Annotated in this window: 14 protein-coding genes and 1 pseudogene; 10 read left to right on the top strand and 5 right to left on the bottom strand. The window is 60.2% G+C overall.

Annotated elements, in window-relative coordinates; genetic code table 11:
- The first annotated feature begins 21 nt into the window (after positions 1-21).
- Positions 22-2,481, top strand: coding sequence for an EAL domain-containing protein (locus J4D25_RS17870; protein ID WP_057713762.1), 2,460 nt, complete (start codon positions 22-24; stop codon positions 2,479-2,481).
- A gap of 76 nt (positions 2,482-2,557) precedes the next feature.
- The gene (locus J4D25_RS17865) at positions 2,558-3,319 is read left to right on the top strand and encodes a TenA family transcriptional regulator (protein WP_219733187.1); all 762 of its coding nucleotides are present in this window, start codon (positions 2,558-2,560) and stop codon (positions 3,317-3,319) included.
- Positions 3,320-3,457: 138 nt separating this feature from the next.
- Here the strand turns inward: J4D25_RS17865 and J4D25_RS17860 are convergent, their stop codons facing one another.
- The 5 genes from J4D25_RS17860 to J4D25_RS17840 form a co-directional block, all read right to left on the bottom strand.
- Positions 3,458-4,384, bottom strand: coding sequence for a GGDEF domain-containing protein (locus J4D25_RS17860; protein ID WP_057713764.1), 927 nt, complete (start codon positions 4,382-4,384; stop codon positions 3,458-3,460).
- Positions 4,385-4,761: 377 nt separating this feature from the next.
- On the bottom strand, positions 4,762-5,502 hold the full coding sequence (locus tag J4D25_RS17855) for a YciK family oxidoreductase (RefSeq protein ID WP_007999919.1): 741 nt from the start codon (positions 5,500-5,502) through the stop codon (positions 4,762-4,764).
- Between the two features lie 143 nt (positions 5,503-5,645).
- Positions 5,646-6,317, bottom strand: a complete 672-nt coding sequence (gene mupP / locus J4D25_RS17850; RefSeq protein ID WP_057713765.1) for an N-acetylmuramic acid 6-phosphate phosphatase MupP — start codon at positions 6,315-6,317, stop codon at positions 5,646-5,648.
- Positions 6,318-6,321: 4 nt separating this feature from the next.
- Positions 6,322-7,020: a bifunctional 2-polyprenyl-6-hydroxyphenol methylase/3-demethylubiquinol 3-O-methyltransferase UbiG gene (gene ubiG, locus J4D25_RS17845; RefSeq protein WP_057713766.1), complete on the bottom strand. Its 699-nt coding sequence runs from the start codon at positions 7,018-7,020 to the stop codon at positions 6,322-6,324.
- A gap of 58 nt (positions 7,021-7,078) precedes the next feature.
- Positions 7,079-8,413: a TRZ/ATZ family hydrolase gene (locus J4D25_RS17840; RefSeq protein WP_057713767.1), complete on the bottom strand. Its 1,335-nt coding sequence runs from the start codon at positions 8,411-8,413 to the stop codon at positions 7,079-7,081.
- Positions 8,414-8,521: 108 nt separating this feature from the next.
- Here J4D25_RS17840 and mtnA point away from each other — a divergent pair, with 108 nt between their 5' ends.
- The 8 genes and pseudogenes from mtnA (at position 8,522) to cmk (ending at position 19,107) form a co-directional block, all read left to right on the top strand.
- A complete protein-coding gene (gene mtnA, locus J4D25_RS17835) occupies positions 8,522-9,598 on the top strand; it encodes an S-methyl-5-thioribose-1-phosphate isomerase (RefSeq protein WP_057713768.1) in 1,077 nt (358 codons plus the stop codon).
- Between the two features lie 425 nt (positions 9,599-10,023).
- Complete coding sequence (gene gyrA, locus J4D25_RS17830; RefSeq protein WP_057713769.1) at positions 10,024-12,678, top strand: DNA gyrase subunit A; 2,655 nt, start codon at positions 10,024-10,026, stop codon at positions 12,676-12,678.
- A 59-nt stretch (positions 12,679-12,737) separates the two neighbouring features.
- Positions 12,738-12,851: pseudogene (locus J4D25_RS27065) on the top strand (outer membrane lipoprotein carrier protein LolA); the annotation flags it as partial.
- Positions 12,852-12,879: 28 nt separating this feature from the next.
- The gene (gene serC, locus J4D25_RS17825; RefSeq protein WP_057713770.1) at positions 12,880-13,965 is read left to right on the top strand and encodes a 3-phosphoserine/phosphohydroxythreonine transaminase; all 1,086 of its coding nucleotides are present in this window, start codon (positions 12,880-12,882) and stop codon (positions 13,963-13,965) included.
- The gene (gene pheA / locus J4D25_RS17820; RefSeq protein WP_007939916.1) at positions 13,965-15,059 is read left to right on the top strand and encodes a prephenate dehydratase; all 1,095 of its coding nucleotides are present in this window, start codon (positions 13,965-13,967) and stop codon (positions 15,057-15,059) included. The genes serC and pheA overlap by 1 nt, the downstream gene beginning before the upstream one ends.
- Positions 15,060-15,072: 13 nt before the next feature.
- A complete protein-coding gene (gene hisC, locus J4D25_RS17815) occupies positions 15,073-16,185 on the top strand; it encodes a histidinol-phosphate transaminase (RefSeq protein ID WP_057713771.1) in 1,113 nt (370 codons plus the stop codon).
- A gap of 28 nt (positions 16,186-16,213) precedes the next feature.
- Positions 16,214-18,421 (top strand): bifunctional prephenate dehydrogenase/3-phosphoshikimate 1-carboxyvinyltransferase, encoded by a 2,208-nt coding sequence (locus J4D25_RS17810; RefSeq protein WP_057713772.1) that lies wholly within the window; start codon positions 16,214-16,216, stop codon positions 18,419-18,421.
- Positions 18,418-19,107, top strand: coding sequence for a (d)CMP kinase (gene cmk / locus J4D25_RS17805; protein WP_007973641.1), 690 nt, complete (start codon positions 18,418-18,420; stop codon positions 19,105-19,107). The genes J4D25_RS17810 and cmk overlap by 4 nt, the downstream gene beginning before the upstream one ends.
- The last annotated feature ends 106 nt before the right edge of the window (positions 19,108-19,213 follow it).

Here is a 19,213-nt window from a genome sequence, read left to right as displayed (position 1 = left end):
GGTGCTAATGCAAGGGACCTCATGAATCAAACGCGGACTCTCGGAACGCCACGGCTGTTGGGCATCGTCTGGCCATTTATCGCCGTTGTGGTGTTTCAAGCCTTGTTGGGCGGCGTTAGCCTTTACGTACTGTCGGCGGTTCGCGGCTATGTTGCCGGCGAAAGCCTCTGGTCCAAGGGCCAGAAGGACGCAATCTATTACCTCAACCTCTATGCCGACAGCGGCGACGAAGCGATTTTTCGTAAATACCAGCACGCCATTTCCGTGCCTCAGGGCGGGCATGAGTTGCGCGTGGCGCTGGATCATCAACCGCCGAATGTAGAGGCGGCACGTGTGGCGATTCTCAAGGGTGGCAACCACCCGGAAGACGTTTCCAGCCTGATCTGGCTGTACCTCAACTTTCGTCACTTCAGTTACCTCGAAAAAGCCATCAACCTTTGGACCGTGGGGGATGCCTATCTGGTCCAGCTCGATGACGTTGCGCGGGACATGCATCAGCACATCACTGCCGGCCCGGCCTCCGGTGCGGATGTACAGCGCTGGAAGGAGCAGATTTTCGCCATCAACGACGGCGTGACGCCGGCGGCAAAGGCGTTCAGCGATGCCTTGGGTGAAGGTTCGCGGGTCATTCTTCGTTTGCTGCTGCTGACTAACCTCGCCACTGCTCTTGGATTGATTGCGCTGGCGCTGATGCGCACCCATAAACTGCTCAAGCAGCGCCATGCGTTCGCCGATGCGCTGCAACTGGAAAAAGAACGGGCGCAGATCACCCTGCAATCAATTGGTGATGGGGTGATCACCACGGATGTTTCCGGTGCAATCGCCTACATGAATCCGGCGGCCGAGGCGATGACCCACTGGAAGGCCGAGCAGGCGACGGGATTGCCGCTGGCGGCGCTGTTCAACCTGTTGGACGAAAATGCCCAGACCGATGGTTTCACCCTGATCGAGCATATTCTGAGCGGCCAGCTCAGTGGCGGCAGTGAACACTCCAAGTTGATTCAACGCCTGGACGGCAGCACGGTGTCGGTCACGCTGGTGGGCGCGCCCATCCGCAATGCCGGAAAAGTCAGCGGGACGGTGCTGGTGCTGCATGACATGACCCAGGAGCGGCAGTACATCGCCAATCTGTCGTGGCAGGCGACCCACGATGCCTTGACCGGCCTTGCCAACCGTCGCGAGTTCGAATATCGCCTGGAACAGGCGCTGCACAACCTGACCCGCCATTCGGGTCGCCATGCCCTGATGTTCCTCGATCTGGATCAGTTCAAGCTGGTCAACGACACCTGCGGCCACGCGGCCGGGGACGAACTGCTGCGGCACATCTGCGCGCTGTTGCAATCGGGGCTGCGCGAAGGCGACACCCTGGCGCGCCTTGGCGGCGACGAGTTCGGCATCCTGCTGGAAAACTGCGCACCGGAAGCGGCGGAGAAAATTGCCGAAAGCCTGCGCCAGACGGTGCAGAATCTGCATTTTGTCTGGAAAGGCCGGCCTTTCGTGACCACTGTCAGTATCGGGCTGGTCCATGTCGCGCAGAACCCGACGACGCTCGAAGCCTCGCTGCGTGCTGCCGACATGGCGTGCTACATGGCCAAGGAAAAGGGTCGGAACCGGGTCCAGGTCTATCATCCGGATGACTCGGAATTGTCCCTGCGCTTCGGCGAGATGGCCTGGGTGCAGCGTTTGCACATGGCGCTGGAGGAAGACCGCTTCTGCCTGTACGCCCAGGAAATTGCCCCCTTGGGTCATGTCGATCAGGACGGCGGGCACATTGAAATCCTGCTGCGATTACATGATGAAGCCGGGCGGATGATCTTGCCCGACAGCTTCATTCCGGCAGCTGAACGCTATGGCCTGATGAGCTCGCTTGATCGTTGGGTGGTGCAGAACGTGTTCAAGATCATCGCCCAATGCCGGGCCGAGCAAGGCCACGGACCGCTGGCCATGTGTGCGATCAATCTGTCAGGCACGACGATTGGGGATGAGGCGTTTCTGGACTTCTTGCGCGAACAGTTTGTGACGTATTCGATTCCGCCTGAAATGATTTGTTTTGAAATTACTGAAACCAGTGCCATTTCAAATCTTGGCAGCGCCATTCGATTCATTAATGAACTCAAAGGCTTAGGCTGCCATTTTTCGCTGGATGACTTTTGCGCCGGAATGTCCTCATTCGCGTACCTGAAACATTTGCCTGTAGACTTCCTGAAGATCGACGGGAGTTTCGTAAAGGATATGCTGGACGACCCGATTAACCGCGCCATGGTCGAAGTGATCAATCACATTGGCCATGTGATGGGTAAGCGCACGATTGCCGAGTTTGTCGAAACGCCCCAGATCGAGCAGGCATTGCTGGAGATCGGGGTGGATTACGCTCAAGGGTATGTGATTGAACGCCCGCAGTTGTTTACCAGTGATAGTCTGTTAAGTCGTCCCGCCAGGCCGCAACCGCTGTTGTTCAAGGCGCCTGGCACGTTCCGTTGAGACTCCTGCCGGTCTTACAATCACAATCAAAAGGAGCTCGACAGTGATCGATACATTCAACCGAACCGGACCGCTCATGGAAGCTGCAAGTTACCCTGCCTGGGCCCAGCGCCTGATCCAGGATTGCAGCGAGAGCAAGCGCCGGGTTGTCGAACACGAACTGTACCAACGCATGCGAGACAACAAACTCAGTGCGAAGACCATGCGCCAGTACCTGATCGGTGGCTGGCCGGTGGTCGAACAGTTCGCGTTGTATATGGCACAAAACCTGACCAAGACCCGCTTTGCCCGTCATCCCGGCGAAGACATGGCCCGTCGCTGGCTGATGCGTAACATCCGCGTCGAACTGAACCACGCCGATTACTGGGTGAACTGGAGTCGCGCGCACGGTGTCAGCCTGGAAGAGCTGCAGGCTCAGCAGGTTCCCCCCGAGCTTCACGCCTTGAGCCATTGGTGCTGGCACACCAGTTCAGCCGACTCGCTGATCGTTGCGATTGCCGCTACCAACTACGCCATCGAAGGGGCGACCGGGGAATGGTCGGCGGTAGTGTGTTCCAACGGTATCTACGCCGCCTCGTTCCCCGAGGAAGATCGTAAGCGGGCGATGAAGTGGCTGAAGATGCATGCCCAGTACGACGATGCCCATCCATGGGAAGCCCTGGAGATCATCTGCACATTGGCGGGCACCAACCCCGGCAAATCCCTGCAGGTGGAGTTGCGTCAGGCCGTTTGCAAGAGCTACGACTATATGTACCTGTTTCTCGAACGTTGCATGCAAATGGAGCACGCAGAGTGGGTACCGGTCGTGCGTGAGCGGATGGCATTGGCCGAAGGCTGATTCAATCGCTGCTTGAAAAACAACTGTGGGAACGAGCTTGCTCGCGAATACGGACTGTCAGTCAACATCATCGTTGAAAGTCAGATCCCATTCGCGAGCAAGCCCGCTCCCACTTTGGTTTGTGTCGTGGCTGAAAAATCAGCCCGCCATCTCCAGCCGGTTACGACCTTCGCGCTTGGCCACATACAACGCGCTGTCTGCCCGTCGCAACAGGCTTTCGGCAGACTCGCCGGGCAACAGGGTCGAACAGCCGAGGCTGACCGTCAGCAGGATCCTGTGACCATCGGCCAGGTACTCTTCAGACTGGGCTGCAAACCGCAGCCGCTCACCGACCATGGCCGCGGCCTCGCGACAGGTATTCGACAGCAGGATCAGGAACTCCTCGCCGCCATAGCGGAACACCATGTCCACGTTGCGCAGCTGGTTTTTGATCGTTGCGGCGACCGCCTTGAGCACGTCATCACCTGTGCTGTGGCCATGGGTATCATTGACTAGCTTGAAATGATCGATGTCCAGCATCAGTACTGACAACGGTTGCAGATGGCGCCGGGACAGTTCGATTTCCCTTTGCAGCGTCTGGTCCATGGCGATGCGGTTACCGGCACCGGTCAGCGGGTCGCGCAGTGCGCTTTGGGTGGCGGTACGGTACAGCAGCGCATTGCGCATCGGGAAAAGCAGTGCGGCCAGCAGTGATTCGAGATTGCCCTGATCCTGTTCGCTGAAACGCTGATTGCGACGGAAGATCAGCTCACCCAGGTGTTCGCCTTCGTGGCTGAGGCTGTAACTGATGGAGTGGTGGCCGCGTTGGCCGAACTCCAGGCGCAGGTCACTGCTCTTGTGCTGGTAGCACAAGGCGTCCAACGGCACCAACCGCTGAATCTCGCGATAGAACGTCCCAAGAATGCGTTGCGGCTCCAGACTGGTTTGCAACTGCAGGCTCAGTTGCTGGCGCAATTGCGCAAGACTGACAGGTCTTTCCAGGAGGGGCGGCTGCTGACCAAAGCCCAGGCGCTGCAATTTGGCGCTATCGAAGTCAATTGCGTTGGTCTGGGAAGGTGGTTTCATAAGGCATGCGCCCCTAAGCAGTAAGGCTGTCTTACAAGCAGGGTGAGAGCGGCTTAGGGCTGCGCGTCGTACTGGTCCGTCAGTCCCGTAGGACATTTCGTACAAGTTTAATCCGCTTTGTAGAAGATGAGTAATCTCTGCGCTCAAGCTTCACCCCCGTCTGCTTTCACTTTACGTGTCTGAGCAAACTTAGAGCGAAAGTCGTGCCATTCGGTTCATCGGAATAAAAGTCGTATTAAATCAATTGGTTGTTGTTTGTCTACTACCTGTGTAGCGCAGCGTGTGACGTTTGTTTGACAGGTGCCTGGCTCGAACCCGAGAGCCTTCAAGTGCCGCGACAGGAAGCTGGCGCGGCACTAAAAAGCGACGTACGGTCGTTACTGGGCGTTGAACGCCTGGCCATTGATACCGGTGCTGTCCGGGCCCATCAGGTAAAGGTAGACCGGCATGATCTCCTCGGGTGTCGGGTTGTTCAGTGGGTTTTCACCCGGGTAAGCCTGGGCGCGCATGCTGGTGCGGGTGGCGCCCGGGTTGATGCTGTTGGAGCGCACCGGGGCCACGGTATCGACTTCGTCAGCCAGGGTTTGCATCAAGCCTTCAGTGGCGAATTTGGAGACGCCGTAAGCGCCCCAATACGCACGCCCCTTGCGGCCGACGCTGCTGGAAGTGAACACCACCGAGGCATCCTGCGACAACTTGAGCAGCGGCAGCAGGGTGCTGGTGAGCATGAACATGGCATTGACGTTGACTTGCATGACCCGCATGAAGTTTTCGCCGGAAAGCTGCTCGATCGGCGTGCGCGGGCCGATGATCGAGGCATTGTGCAGGAGACCGTCGAGATGCCCGAATTCGCTTTCGATCATCGCTGCCAGCTCATCGTATTGATGGGGCAGGGCGGTTTCGAGGTTGAAGGGGATGACTGCCGGTTGTGGATGGCCGGCGGCTTCGATTTCGTCGTAGACCTGGGTCAGGTTGGCTTCGGTCTTGCCCAGCAGCAGCACGGTTGCGCCGTGTGCCGCGTAGGTTTTTGCCGCTGCGGCACCGATACCGCGTCCTGCGCCGGTGACCAGAATGACCCGATCCTTGAGCAGTTCGGGGCGGGCGGAATAATCAAACATAAAAAACCTCTACGAAAATTCTTCAGGTCAAGCGCTATCCCTGTAGGAGCGAGCTTGCTCGCGACGGGCGTAAACGATGACGACCCGTGGCGCTCTCAGGTTCTTCGCGAGCAAGCTCGCTCCTACAGAGGTCAACGACAGTCTCAGCAGCTACAGAGGGCGCTATCCAAAACCTTGCGCAGCTCCAACGGATGATCGACCACCACGTCCGCTCCCCAGTGTCGCGGGTTGTCATCCGGGTGGATGTAGCCGAAGGTCACCGCAGCAGTCTTGGTGCCGGCATCACGGCCGGACTCGATGTCGCGCAGGTCATCGCCAACGAACAGCACGCTGGCCGGATCGAGGTCGAGCATCTTGCAGGCGAGGATCAGCGGCTCTGGATCGGGTTTGCTGTTCTTCACGTGATCCGGGCAGATCAGCAGCGCCGAACGCTCGGCCAGCCCCAGTTGCTGCATGATCGGCTCGGCAAAGCGCAGCGGCTTGTTGGTGACCACGCCCCAGATCAGGTTGGCCTTCTCGATGTCCGCCAGCAGTTCGCCCATGCCGTCGAACAGCTTGCTATGGACGGCACAACCGACGAGGTAGCGCTCCAGGAACTCCAGGCGCAACTCCTCGAATCCCGGCGATTCCGGGTCCATGGAGAAGGTCACTGCGACCATCGCCTTGGCGCCGCCGGAAATCTCGTCGCGAATGTGTTTGTCGTTCATCGGTGGCAAGCCACGGTCGGCACGCATCGCCTGGCAGATCGCAATGAAGTCCGGCGCGGTGTCGAGCAGGGTGCCGTCCATGTCGAAAAGAACTGCTCTGATAGGCATCGGCTTATTCCTCGCGCAGGGTCTGGATCATGTAGTTGACGTCCACGTCGGAGGCCAGTTTGTAGTGCTTGGTCAGCGGGTTGTAGGTCAGGCCGATGATGTCCTTGACGGACAGGCCGGCCATGCGGCTCCAGGCGCCAAGTTCGGAAGGGCGGATGAATTTCTTGAAGTCGTGGGTGCCGCGCGGCAGCAACTTCATGATGTATTCGGCACCGACGATGGCGAACAGGTACGCCTTCGGATTGCGGTTGATGGTCGAGAAGAACACCTGGCCGCCGGGCTTGACCATGCGGAAGCAGGCACGGATGACCGACGACGGGTCTGGCACGTGCTCAAGCATTTCCAGGCAGGTGACCACGTCGAACTGCTCGGGCATTTCCTCGGCCAGGGCTTCGGCGGTGATCTGCCGGTATTCGACGCTCACGCCCGACTCCAGCTGATGAAGCTGGGCAACCGCCAACGGCGCTTCGCCCATGTCGATACCCATCACGGTCGCGCCGCGCTGAGCCATGGCCTCGCTGAGGATGCCGCCGCCGCAACCGACGTCGAGGACCTTCTTGCCGGCCAGGTGGACGCGTTCATCAATCCAGTTGACCCGCAGCGGGTTGATGTCGTGCAGCGGTTTGAATTCGCTTTCGCGGTCCCACCAGCGATGGGCCAGGGCCTCGAATTTGGCGATTTCGGCGTAGTCGACGTTGCTCATGGTTTAAGTCCTCTAAAACTTGAAAAATCCTGTTGCCCCGGATTGTGCTCCAGGGTGCTTACGATTCGGTGCGGCCACTGATGCGCCGGCCCCAGGCCTTCGCGACAGTACTTAGCTGTTGTTCATCCAGGCGTGTCAGGCGACGGTCGTCGAGCAACTGCTTGCCGGCAACCCAAAGGTGTTTCACGCAGTCCCGGCCGGTGGCGTATATAAGCTGCGAAACCGGGTCGTAGACCGGCTGCTGGGCCAGCCCCGAGAGATCGAAAGCCACCATGTCCGCGGCCTTGCCGATTTCCAGCGAGCCGACTTCGGCCTCGATACCCAGTGCCCGGGCACCGTTGAGGGTGGCCATGCGCAAGGCTCGATGGGCATCCAGTGCGGTGGCCGAGCCGGCGACAGCCTTGGCCAGCAGGGCCGCGGTGCGGGTTTCGCCGAGCAGGTCCAGGTCGTTGTTGCTGGCCGCGCCATCGGTGCCGACCGCGACATTGACCCCGGCCTGCCACAAGCGCTCTACCGGGCAGAACCCGCTGGCCAGCTTCAGGTTCGATTCCGGGCAATGAATCACATTGCTGTTGCTTTCTACCAGCAGCGTCATGTCTTCTTCGCTGATCTGGGTCATGTGAACCGCCTGGAAGCGTGGCCCCAGCAAGCCCAGGCGCGCCAGTCGGGCCAGCGGTCGTTCACCGCGCTGCTCGACCGATTGCTGCACTTCAAATGCCGTTTCATGCACGTGCATGTGGATCGAGGCGTCCAGTTCTTCGGCGATCACCCGGATTTTTTCCAGGTTTTCATCGCCCACGGTGTAGGGTGCATGGGGGCCGAAGGTGATTTTGATGCGCTCGTGGTGCTTGAGATCGCCAAACAACTCGACGCCCTGACGAATGGCTTCGTCCGCTGTAGCGGCGCCCGGAATGGGGAAGTCGAGGATCGGAATCGCGATCTGCGCGCGAATGCCGCTGTTGTGCACGCGCTCGCTGGCAACCTTCGGGAAGAAGTACATGTCAGAGAAACAGGTGATGCCACCTTTGATTTGCTCGGCGATGGCCAGATCCGTGCCGTCGCGCACGAAGTCCTCGTTGACCCACTTGGCTTCGGCGGGCCAGATGTGGTTCTCCAGCCAGGTCATCAATGGCAGGTCATCGGCCAGGCCACGGAACAGCGTCATCGCCGCGTGCCCGTGGGCATTGATCAGGCCGGGGCTGAGCAACATGTCGGGCAACTCGCGGGTTTCGGTTGCGTTAAGCTTCAGTGCGGCGGAACGTGGGCCGATAAACACGATGCGTCCATCACGGATGCCCACGCCATGTTCCTTGAGGACAACACCAGCAGGTTCGACGGGTACCAGCCAGGTCGGCAGCAATAACAGGTCGAGCGCAGCGGCAGTGTTCGGCATCGAGGGACGGTTCCAGTGCTTTTGTAAAGGATGGCGAAGTATACCCGAGCGTCTTCGCGGGGGGATCGCTATAATCGGCGGCTTTTGTTCATGAGTGCGGGGTGAGGGATGCGCGATCGACTGTTGGCTGCGGAAAAGGTAAAGGCCATCGATTGGCGTGATGGCGCTCTCCATCTGCTGGATCAGCGCATTTTGCCGTTCGAGGAAACCTGGATCGCCTACACCAGTGCGGCCGGTGTGGCCGAGGCCATTCGCTCGATGGTGGTGCGCGGTGCGCCGGCGATTGGTATCAGTGCCGCTTATGGCATCGTGCTCGCGGCCCGTGCCCGGATTGCCGAAGGTGGCGACTGGTACGCGGCGCTGGAAGAGGATTTCGCGCTGCTGGCCGATTCCCGTCCCACTGCGGTCAACCTGTTCTGGGCGCTGGGACGCATGCACGACCGGCTCGATCGCCTGAAAGACAATGCCGATCCGCTGGAGGTGCTGGAAGCAGAGGCCATCGCCATTCACGAAAGTGATCGCGAAGCCAACCTGACCATGGCGCAACTGGGTGTGGACCTGATCCGCAAGCATCAGGGCAACGCCCAGGCGATCCTGACCCACTGCAACACCGGCGCACTGGCCACGGGCGGCTTTGGCACGGCGCTGGGGGTGATTCGTGGGGCTTTCATCGAGGGCATGGTCGAGCGGGTGTATGTCGACGAAACCCGCCCATGGCTGCAGGGCTCGCGGCTGACCGCGTGGGAACTGGCCAATGAAGGCATTCCCGTGACCCTCAATGTCGATTCCGCCGCCGCGCATATCATGAAGACCAAAGGCCCTACCTGGGTCATCGTCGGTGCTGACCGGATCACCGCCAATGGCGACGTGGCCAACAAGATCGGCACCTATCAACTGGCCGTCAACGCCATGCACCACGGCGTGCGCTTCATGGTGGTGGCGCCGAGTTCGACCATCGACATGCACCTGGCCAGCGGCGATGACATTCCGATTGAGGAGCGTGATGGCCGCGAGTTGCTGGAGGTCGGTGGCAAGCGGGTGGGTGCGGATGTCGAAGCGTTCAATCCGGTGTTCGATGTGACTCCGGCGGACCTGATCGATGCGATCGTCACCGAAAAAGGCATCGTCGAGCGCCCGGATACGGCGAAAATGGCGCAGTTGATGTGCCGTAAGCGCCTGCATTAATAGCTTCTGGCGTCTGAAAGATAGCCATCGCGAGCAAGCTCGCTCCCACAGTGTTTTCGGTGTACACAAAACCTGTGGGAGCGAGCTTGCTCGCGATGGGGTTGTCAAACCCAATGAACCAACCCGAATCAGCCACAAATTCTCCATTCAACACGGCTCTAAGCCCCTCTCGTCCCCTTCAAGCCTGTCACCGGTCAACTAACTACTCTCCATGCCCATCTGGGGGATAGGTGCGTGGCGGCTCTTGTGATAACATCCGGCGGTTTCCAGGGTTGCCCGAAGTGGCGACCCGTACTGCGCAGATCCATGGCATAACTCGTTGATTTGTCGTAAGTCGGTGCATGGCACTCAGCCTGTATCGGCGAGCTTCGTTGGTCCCATATGGATGTGACGAAGTTTCACCAGAAAAAGGAATCAGGCTTCTCATGGGCGAACTGGCCAAAGAAATCCTCCCGGTCAATATCGAAGACGAGCTGAAGCAGTCCTACCTCGACTACGCGATGAGCGTAATTGTCGGGCGGGCACTGCCGGATGCGCGCGATGGCTTGAAGCCCGTGCACCGGCGCGTGCTGTTCGCGATGAGCGAGCTGGGCAACGACTTCAACAAGCCGTACAAGAAATCTGCCCGTGTTGTCGGTGACGTGATCGGTAAGTATCACCCGCACGGTGATACCGCGGTATACGACACCATCGTTCGGATGGCGCAGCCATTCTCCCTGCGCTACCTGCTGGTAGACGGCCAGGGCAACTTCGGCTCGGTGGACGGCGACAACGCCGCGGCCATGCGATACACCGAAGTGCGCATGACCAAGCTGGCGCACGAGCTGCTGGCTGACCTGCATAAAGAAACCGTGGACTGGGTGCCGAACTACGACGGCACCGAAATGATCCCGGCGGTCATGCCGACCCGTATTCCCAACCTGCTGGTCAACGGCTCCAGCGGTATCGCCGTGGGCATGGCGACCAACATTCCGCCGCACAACCTCGGTGAAGTCATCGACGGTTGCCTGGCGCTCATCGACAATCCAGAGCTGACTGTCGACGAGCTGATGCAATACATCCCCGGTCCGGACTTCCCGACCGCCGCGATCATCAACGGTCGTGCCGGCATCATCGAAGCCTACCGCACCGGTCGCGGGCGCATTTACATGCGCGCCCGCTCGATGATCGAAGACATCGACAAGGTCGGTGGCCGCCAGCAGATCGTCATCACCGAACTCCCTTACCAGCTGAACAAGGCGCGTCTGATCGAGAAGATCGCCGAGCTGGTAAAAGAGAAGAAGCTCGAAGGCATCACCGAGCTGCGCGACGAGTCCGACAAGGACGGTATGCGCGTCGTGATCGAGTTGCGTCGCGGCGAAGTGCCTGAGGTCATCCTCAACAACCTCTACGCCCAGACCCAACTGCAAGCGGTGTTCGGTATCAACATCGTCGCGCTGATCGACGGCCGTCCGCGGATCCTGAACCTCAAGGATCTGCTGGAAGCCTTCGTCCGCCACCGTCGCGAAGTGGTGACTCGTCGTACCGTGTTCGAACTGCGCAAGGCGCGCGAGCGTGGTCACATCCTTGAAGGTCAAGCGGTTGCCCTGTCGAACATCGACCCGGTCATCGCCCTGATCAAGGCATCGCCAACGCCGTCGGAAGCCAAGGAAGCGCTGGTCAGCACCCCTTGGGAGTCTTCGGCCGTGGTGGCAATGGTTGAACGTGCCGGTGCCGATTCGTGCCGTCCGGAAAACCTCGATCCGCAATACGGTTTGCGCGACGGCAAGTACTTCCTGTCGCCAGAACAGGCGCAAGCCATTCTGGAACTGCGTCTGCACCGCCTGACTGGCCTGGAACACGAAAAGCTGCTGGCCGAGTATCAAGAGATCCTCAACCAGATCGGCGAGCTGATCCGCATCCTCAACAGCGCCACGCGCCTGATGGAAGTGATTCGCGAAGAGCTGGAAGTGATTCGCGCCGAGTACGGCGACGTGCGTCGTACCGAAATCCTCGATGCCCGTCTCGACCTGACCCTGGGTGACATGATCCCGGAAGAAGAGCGCGTCGTGACCATTTCCCACGGTGGCTACGCCAAGACCCAGCCGCTGGCTGCGTACCAGGCCCAGCGTCGTGGCGGTAAAGGCAAGTCAGCGACCGGCGTCAAGGATGAGGACTACATCGCTCACCTGCTGGTTGCCAACAGCCACACCACGCTGCTGCTGTTCTCCAGCAAGGGCAAGGTGTACTGGCTGAAAACCTACGAAATCCCTGAAGCGTCCCGCGCTGCCCGTGGTCGTCCGCTGGTCAACCTGCTGCCGCTGGATGACGGTGAGTACATCACCACCATGCTGCCGGTCGAGGAATACACTGAAGGTCACTACATCTTCATGGCCACCGCCAACGGCACCGTGAAGAAGACCCCGCTGGAATCCTTCAGCCGTCAACGCAGCGTCGGCCTGATCGCACTGGAACTGGACGAAGGCGACGTGCTGATTTCCGCGGCCATCACCGATGGCGAGCGTGAAGTCATGCTGTTCTCCGACGGTGGCAAGGTCACCCGCTTCAAGGAATCCGACGTTCGCGCCATGGGCCGTACCGCCCGCGGTGTGCGCGGCATGCGTCTACCGGAAGGTCAGAAGCTGATTTCCATGCTGATTCCGGAAGAAGGCAGCCAGATCCTCACCGCTTCGGCGCGTGGCTACGGCAAGCGCACGGCGATCACCGAGTTCCCTGAATACAAGCGTGGCGGTCAGGGCGTTATCGCCATGGTCAGCAACGAACGTAACGGCCGTCTGGTCGGTGCGGTCCAGGTACTCGACGGCGAGGAAATCATGCTGATTTCCGACCAGGGCACCCTGGTGCGTACCCGTGTCGACGAAGTGTCCAGCCTGGGTCGTAACACCCAGGGCGTGACCCTGATCAAACTGGCCAACGACGAAACACTGGTCGGGCTGGAGCGGGTTCAAGAGCCGTCGGAAGTCGAGGGTGAAGAGCTGGAAGGTGAAGAGGGTGAAGGGTTTGTCGGTGAAGTCGTGATCGACGATGTTGCCGAAGACCAGCAACTCGACGCCGCCGCTGACGAAGAACCACAGGAATAAGTGGGCAAGCAGGGGGCGGATGAAAATTCGCCCCCTTGTTGTTTGTCCCTTTTGAAATAATGAAATCCCCTGTAGGAGCGAGCTTGCTCGCGATGGTCGTCAACGATAACGCAGGGCGTCTGGTGCACCCTTGCGCTCTCAGGTTTTTCGCGAGCAAGCTCGCTCCTACAGTGATACCACCAAATCAGAGCGAGATTGGATGTGAGCAAGAGAGCCTATAACTTCTGTGCCGGTCCTGCGGCGCTTCCCGAAGCTGTCCTGCAGCGCGCCCAGGGTGAACTCCTCGACTGGCACGGCAAGGGTCTGTCGGTCATGGAAATGAGCCATCGCAGTGATGAGTTCGTGTCCATCGCCACCAAGGCCGAGCAGGATCTGCGTGATCTGCTGAATATCCCCTCGAACTATAAAGTGCTGTTTCTGCAAGGCGGCGCCAGCCAGCAATTTGCTCAGATTCCTCTGAACCTGTTGCCGGAAAACGGCTCGGCCGACTATATCGACACCGGTATCTGGTCGCAGAAGGCCATCGAAGAAGCTTCGCGCTTCGGCCATGTCAACGTTGCCGCCACCGCCAAGCCTTACGATTATTTCGCCATTCCCGGCCAGAACGAGTGGAAGCTGTCGAAAGACGCGGCCTACGTTCACTACGCGCCGAACGAAACCATCGGCGGCCTGGAGTTTCAGTGGATCCCGGAAACCGGCGATGTTCCGCTGGTGGCCGACATGTCCTCGGACATCCTGTCGCGCCCGGTGGATGTGTCGCGCTTCGGCATGATCTACGCCGGTGCCCAGAAAAACATCGGCCCGAGCGGTATCGTCGTCAACATCGTACGCGAAGACCTGTTGGGCAAGGCCCGTTCCCTGTGCCCGACCATGCTCGACTACAAGGTCGCGGCCGATAACGGCTCGATGTACAACACCCCGCCGACGCTGGCCTGGTACCTGTCCGGCCTGGTGTTCGAGTGGCTCAAGGAACAGGGCGGCGTCGAGGCCATCGGCAAGCTCAACGAAGTCAAGCAGCGCACGCTGTACAGCTTCATCGATGCCAGCGGCCTGTATAGCAACCCGATCAACAAGTCGGACCGCTCGTGGATGAACGTGCCGTTCCGTCTGGCTGATGATCGCCTGGACAAGCCGTTCCTGGCCGGTGCCGACGAGCGTGGCCTGTTGAACCTCAAGGGCCACCGTTCCGTGGGTGGCATGCGCGCCTCCATCTATAACGCCGTCGACATCAACGCCGTCAATGCGCTGATTTCGTACATGGCAGAGTTCGAGAAGGAACACGGCTAATGTCTGAGCAAGAACTCAAGGCACTGCGCCTGCGCATTGATGCCCTGGACGAAAAGGTCCTGGAGCTGATCAGTGAGCGTGCGCGCTGCGCCCAGGAAGTCGCGCGAGTAAAGATGGCCTCGCTGGCCGAAGGCGAAGTGCCGGTGTTCTATCGTCCCGAGCGCGAAGCTCAGGTGCTCAAGCGTGTCATGGAACGCAACCAGGGGCCGCTGGGCAACGAAGAGATGGCGCGGTTGTTCCGTGAAATCATGTCTTCGTGCCTGGCGCTCGAACAGCCGCTGAAAGTGGCTTATCTCGGCCCTGAAGGCACCTTCACTCAGGCGGCGGCCATGAAACACTTCGGCCACGCCGTGATCAGCAAGCCGATGGCGGCGATCGACGAAGTGTTCCGTGAAGTGGCGGCGGGGGCGGTGAATTTTGGTGTGGTGCCGGTGGAGAACTCCACCGAAGGCGCGGTCAACCACACCCTCGACAGCTTCCTCGAACATGACATGGTGATCTGTGGTGAAGTCGAGCTGCGTATCCACCATCACCTGTTGGTCGGTGAAAACACCAAGACCGACAGCATCAGCCGCATCTACTCCCACGCCCAGTCACTGGCCCAGTGCCGCAAGTGGCTGGACGCCCATTACCCGAATGTCGAGCGCGTGGCGGTCTCCAGCAACGCCGAGGCGGCCAAGCGGGTCAAGGGTGAGTGGAACTCGGCGGCGATTGCCGGCGATATGGCGGCCGGCCTGTACGGCTTGACCCGTCTGGCCGAAAAAATCGAGGACCGTCCGGATAACTCCACGCGCTTCCTCATGATCGGCAACCAGGAAGTGCCACCGACCGGCGACGACAAGACATCGATCATCGTTTCGATGAGCAACAAGCCGGGTGCGCTTCACGAGTTGCTGGTGCCGTTCCACGACAATGGCATCGACCTGACGCGAATCGAGACCCGTCCGTCGCGCAGCGGTAAATGGACCTATGTGTTCTTCATCGACTTCGTCGGCCACCACCGCGACCCCTTGGTCAAAGGTGTGCTGGAAAAGATCAGTCAGGAAGCAGTGGCACTCAAGGTGCTGGGTTCCTACCCGAAAGCAGTTCTCTAAGGGGCGGTAGCAAATGAGTGGCAATTTCCTCGCTCTGGCACAGCCGGGCGTGCAACAACTTTCGCCTTACGTTCCGGGCAAACCCGTGGACGAACTGGCGCGTGAGCTGGACCTCGATCCAGCCAGTATCATCAAGCTGGCGAGCAACGAAAACCCGCTGGGCGCTGGCCCCAAGGCGCTGGCGGCGATCCGCGATGCGCTGGCAGAGCTGACCCGTTATCCGGACGGCAACGGTTTTGCCCTCAAGAGTCTGCTGGCCGAGCAGTGCCGCGTCGAACTCGATCAGGTCACGTTGGGCAACGGTTCCAACGACATCCTGGAACTGGTTGCGCGTGCTTATCTGGCACCGGGCCTGAACGCCGTGTTCAGCGAGCATGCATTCGCTGTCTACCCGATTGCCACCCAGGCGGTTGGCGCACAGGCCAAAGTGGTTCCGGCCAAGGATTGGGGGCATGACCTGCCTGCCATGCTGGCGGCGATCGATGCCAACACCCGCGTGGTGTTCATCGCCAACCCGAACAACCCGACCGGGACCTGGTTCGACGCCGAGGCGCTGGACGAATTCCTGCAGGATGTGCCGGAGCATGTGCTGGTCGTACTGGACGAGGCTTACATCGAATACGCCGAAGGCAGCGATCTGCCGGATGGCCTGGACTTCCTGGCGGCTTATCCGAACCTGCTGGTTTCCCGCACCTTCTCCAAGGCCTATGGCCTGGCGGCGCTGCGCGTGGGTTATGGCTTGTCCACGGCGGTGGTCGCAGACGTGCTGAACCGTGTACGCCAGCCGTTCAACGTCAACAGCCTGGCCCTGGCCGCGGCCTGTGCAGCGTTGAAGGACGAAGAGTATCTGGCGCAAAGCCGTCAGTTGAACGAGTCCGGCATGCAGCAGCTGGAGGCCGGTTTCCGTGAGCTGGGGCTGAGCTGGATACCATCCAAAGGCAATTTCATTTGCGTCGATCTCGGTCAGGTTGCGGCCCCGGTGTTCCAGGGCTTGCTTCGTGAAGGCGTGATCGTGCGTCCGGTGGCCAACTACGGCATGCCAAACCACCTGCGCATCACCATTGGCCTGCCGGCAGAGAACAGCCGCTTCCTTGAGGCGCTGACCAAGGTTCTGGCTCGTGGTTGATGTCACTGCGCTGCAATCTGCTGAGCCTATGATCGGTCGCCTGGTGGTGGTCGGTCTCGGGTTGATCGGCGGTTCGTTTGCCAAGGGCTTGCGTGAAAGCGGTCTGTGCCGCGAAGTGGTCGGAGTCGATCTCGATCCGCAATCGCGCAAGCTCGCGGTCGAGTTGGGTGTGGTGGATCGCTGCGAGGAAGACCTGGGCGTTGCTTGTCAGGGCGCCGACGTCATCCAGCTGGCGGTGCCGATCCTGGCCATGGAGAAAGTGCTTGCGCGTCTGGCGGGCATGGATCTGGGGCAGGCGATCCTGACCGATGTCGGCAGTGCCAAGGGCAATGTGGTGCGCGCGGCCACCGAAGCATTTGGCAAGATGCCGTCATGCTTTGTGCCGGGGCACCCGATTGCCGGTTCAGAGCAGAGTGGGGTGGAAGCCTCCAACGCTGAACTGTTCCGTCGCCACAAGGTGATCCTGACGCCGCTGGAGCAAACCGATCCGGCAGCCCTGGCGGTAGTCGACCGTTTGTGGCGCGAGTTGGGCGCCGATGTCGAGCACATGCAGGTCGAGCGTCACGACGAAGTACTGGCCGCGACCAGCCATCTGCCGCACTTGTTGGCGTTCGGCCTGGTCGATTCGTTGGCCAAGCGCAATGAAAATCTTGAGATCTTCCGTTACGCTGCGGGCGGTTTCCGCGATTTCACAAGAATCGCCGGAAGCGACCCGGTCATGTGGCACGACATCTTCCTCGCCAACCGCGAAGCTGTCCTGCGCACACTCGATACATTTCGCAGCGATCTCGACGCCTTGCGCGACGCGGTCGATGCAGGGGATGGGCACCAATTGTTGGGCGTTTTCACTCGCGCCCGGGTTGCCCGCGAGCATTTCAGTAAAATCCTGGCCCGCAGGGCCTATGTGGACGCTATGAATTCCAACGATCTGATTTTCCTGGCTCAACCTGGTGGCCGCCTGTCCGGTCGGATTCGCGTACCGGGTGACAAATCGATTTCCCACCGTTCGATCATGCTTGGCTCCCTGGCCGAAGGCGTCACCGAAGTCGAAGGTTTCCTCGAGGGCGAAGATGCCCTGGCGACCTTGCAGGCGTTCCGTGACATGGGCGTGGTCATCGAAGGTCCGCACCACGGTCGCGTGACCATTCACGGCGTTGGCCTGCATGGCCTGAAGCCGGCACCGGGCCCGATCTATCTGGGCAACTCCGGTACTTCGATGCGTCTGCTGTCCGGCCTGTTGGCCGCGCAGAACTTCGACAGCACCCTGACCGGCGACGCTTCGCTGTCCAAGCGCCCGATGAATCGTGTGGCCAATCCGCTGCGTGAAATGGGCGCGGTGATCGAAACCGCCGCCGAAGGTCGTCCACCGATGACCATTCGTGGTGGCAACAAGCTCAAGGGCCTGACCTATACCATGCCGATGGCCAGTGCCCAGGTTAAGTCCTGCCTGCTGCTGGCCGGTCTGTATGCCGAAGGCAAGACCACGGTCACCGAGCCTGCTCCGACCCGTGACCATACCGAGCGCATGCTGCGTGGCTTCGGCTACCCGGTAACGGTCAACGGTGCGACCGCATCGGTCGAGTCCGGCAACAAGCTGACCGCGACCCACATTGAAGTCCCGGGTGATATTTCGTCCTCGGCGTTCTTCCTGGTAGCGGCATCGATCGCTGAAGGTTCGGAACTGGTGCTGGAACACGTCGGCATCAACCCGACCCGTACCGGCGTGATCGACATCCTGCGCCTGATGGGCGCTGACATCACCCTGGAAAACCAGCGTGAAGTGGGTGGCGAACCGGTGGCTGACTTGCGCGTACGTGCAGCTAAACTCAAGGGTATCGAGATTCCCGAGGCGCTGGTTCCGCTGGCGATCGACGAGTTCCCGGTGCTGTTCGTCGCCGCAGCCTGTGCCGAAGGGCGCACCGTGTTACGTGGTGCCGAAGAGCTGCGGGTCAAGGAGTCGGATCGCATCCAGGTCATGGCGGATGGTTTGCTGGCGCTGGGCGTCAGGTGCGAGCCAACCCCGGATGGCATCATCATCGACGGCGGCCAGATCGGCGGCGGTGAAGTGCACGGTCATGGTGATCACCGTATCTCCATGGCGTTCAGCGTCGCTTCGCTGCGCGCCAGTGCGCCAATCCGCATTCATGATTGCGCCAACGTCGCGACGTCGTTCCCGAATTTCCTGGCGCTGTGCGCACAGGTCGGTATTCGCGTGGCGCAAGAGGCACAGTCGTGAACAACATTGCACCGGTCATCACCATCGATGGGCCAAGCGGTTCGGGCAAGGGTACGGTAGCCGGGATTCTGGCCAAGCGCCTGGGCTGGAACCTGCTGGATTCCGGTGCGTTGTACCGATTGCTGGCCTTCGCCGCGCATAACCATGGTGTCGACCTGACCAATGAAGAGCTGCTGAAGAAACTCGCCGCTCATCTGGATGTGCAGTTCATCGCGGCGACGGACGGTCAGTTGCAACGCATCATCCTGGAAGGTGATGAAGTCAGCGATGTCATTCGTACCGAAAGCGTCGGTTCCGGCGCTTCCCAGGTGGCTGCGCTGCCCGCTGTACGCGAGGCGCTGCTGCAGCGCCAGCGGGCTTTTCAGGAGGCGCCGGGCCTTGTGGCGGATGGTCGCGACATGGGCACAGTGGTTTTTCCTGACGCGCCGCTGAAAATTTTTCTGACCGCCAGCGCCGAGGAGCGGGCGCGCCGTCGATATTTGCAGTTGAAGGGCAAGGTCGAGGGTGTTAGTCTGTCGAGTCTGCTAGATGAGATACGTGCGCGCGATGAGCGTGACACCCAGCGAGCGGTAGCCCCGCTTAAACCGGCGGCTGACGCCATACAGCTGGATTCCACGGAATTATCCATCGACCAGGTGCTGGAACGCATCATGAGCGAGATCGCCATTCGCGATATCGCCGGGTGACCAAGAAGGCCGCAGGGGACCAGTCATAGTCCTGCGGTGGCTTCTTTTAAATGAAACTAACCCACACCGTCTGGGGTGTGGAGATGGGCGTATTCTTCGCCCTCAT

The organism is Pseudomonas sp. GW456-L13 (assembly GCF_017350115.1).
Classification (GTDB): domain Bacteria; phylum Pseudomonadota; class Gammaproteobacteria; order Pseudomonadales; family Pseudomonadaceae; genus Aquipseudomonas; species Aquipseudomonas jessenii.
Note: the sequence above shows the minus strand (reverse complement) of the source record. Positions and strands in the feature narration are given on the sequence as shown.